The sequence below is a fragment of the Pseudomonas sp. GXM4 genome (assembly GCF_008923895.1).
GTDB lineage: Bacteria > Pseudomonadota > Gammaproteobacteria > Pseudomonadales > Pseudomonadaceae > Aquipseudomonas > Aquipseudomonas atacamensis.
Window position 1 is genome coordinate 1 of sequence record NZ_WBRZ01000477.1, and the last position, 1,779, is coordinate 1,779.

The 1,779-nt window shown below is 59.6% G+C and carries 2 protein-coding genes; both read right to left on the reverse strand.

The features are described from left to right. Positions 1–80: 80 nt before the first annotated feature. On the reverse strand, positions 81–1,091 hold the full coding sequence (locus F8N49_RS27540; RefSeq protein ID WP_151553295.1) for an alpha/beta hydrolase: 1,011 nt from the start codon (positions 1,089–1,091) through the stop codon (positions 81–83). 38 nt (positions 1,092–1,129) lie between these two features. Next, entirely contained in the window at positions 1,130–1,549 is a 420-nt protein-coding gene (locus F8N49_RS27545) for an organic hydroperoxide resistance protein (RefSeq protein WP_007940002.1), read from the reverse strand. Positions 1,550–1,779: the final 230 nt, after the last annotated feature.

A 1,779-nucleotide genomic window follows, 5' to 3' on the forward strand; every position in this document is an offset into this window, starting at 1 on the left:
GAATGCGGTGTGGCATTCAATGAAGCGCTGTCTGACGGGACGCTTTCGCGAGCAGGCTCGCTCCCACAATGGGACGGTGGTTACTTCAAGTGTTGCTTCAGTTCTTCAGACGCCTGCAACATCGCCGAACGCACCGCCGGTACCTGGCTGACCACGTTGAGCAAACCGTAATCGTGGATCATGCCGTTGAACCGCACCGACGTTACCGGTACTCCGGCCTCATCGAGTTTGCGCGCATAGGCTTCGCCTTCGTCACGCAACACGTCGGCGCTGGCAGTCTGCACCAGTGCAGGCGGCAGACCTTTGAGTTGCGCGGTGGTGGCGCGCAGCGGTGAAGCGTAGATCTCGTTGCGCTGCTTGGCGTCGGTGGTGTAGTTGTCCCAGAACCACTTCATCATGTTGCGGGTGAGGAAGTGCCCTTCGGCGTACTGGTTGTACGAACCGGTGTCGAAGTTGGCATCGGTCACCGGCCACAGCAGTACCTGGAATTTGATCGCCGGGGTGCCCTTGTCCTTGGCCATCAGCGCAACCACTGCGGCCATGTTGCCGCCGACGCTGTTGCCGGCCACGGCCAGGCGCTTGCCGTCGACATTGATCTCTTTACCGTGTTCCGCCACCCATTTGGTCGCAGCGTAGGCCTGGTTGATCGCCACCGGGTAATGCGCTTCCGGCGAAGGGGTGTAGTTGACGAACACCGCCGCCGCACCCGAACCGACCACGAGATCGCGCACCAGACGTTCGTGAGTCGGGAAGTCCCCCAGCACCCAGCCGCCGCCATGGAAGAACATGAACACCGGCAGCTCACCCTTGACCCCGGCCGGCCGGACGATGGTCAGGCTCAGCGGTTGGCCATCGACCTGGATGGTCTTCTCGCTGACATCGGCTTTGGGCAACGTCAACTTGACCCCGGACTGCGCGCCGACCAGCACGGCGCGGGCATCCTTGGGCGACAGCTGCTCGATCGGCTTGCCGCTGCCTGAATTCAGCGCATCGAGGAATGCCTGGGTGCTGTGTTCGACATCACCGGCGAAAGCGCTGTGTACCGACAGGGCGAGAAGGGTACCGGTCAAGACTTTGCTGAAGGAGTTCATGTTCATTTTTTCCTTGTTCGGGCCGGGGGCTTGGGTGATTACACAGTCACGTGCAGACGGACATCGACGTTGCCACGGGTGGCGTTGGAGTACGGGCAGACCTGGTGAGCGGCGTCGACCAGCGACTGCGCGTCGGCTTGTTCCAGGCCCGGCAGGCTGATGTGCAAATCGATGTCCAGACCGAAACCGCCAGGGATCTGGCCGATGCCGACATGGGCGGTGATCGATGCGTCGTCAGGAATCTTGCGCTTGGTCTGGCTGGCAACGAATTTCAGTGCGCCGATGAAGCAGGCCGAGTAACCGGCAGCGAACAGTTGCTCCGGGTTGGTCGCCGCACCGCCAGCACCGCCGAGTTCTTTCGGGGTGGCCAGTTTGACGTCGAGTACGTTGTCGCTGGAGATCGCACGACCGTCACGGCCGCCAGTGGAAGTTGCGATTGCGGTGTAGAGAGTTTGCATGGTGTGAGCCTCATTGGTTGTGGTTTTGTGCGCTAATTGTTTGCGCGCTAAGTAGGTGTGAAGAGAATGTATAGCGCTAATGTTTAGCGCGCAAGATAAATTTTCGAAAAGAAGCGCGTTTTGCTTGAGGGCGACCGTTGGAAGGGGAATGTAAGTCTTGATCTAGAGCGCTTGGCGAGGAAATTCAGGCGTGGAAAATATTTTTTGTTGGCGTTGAAAATTCGTGTGGG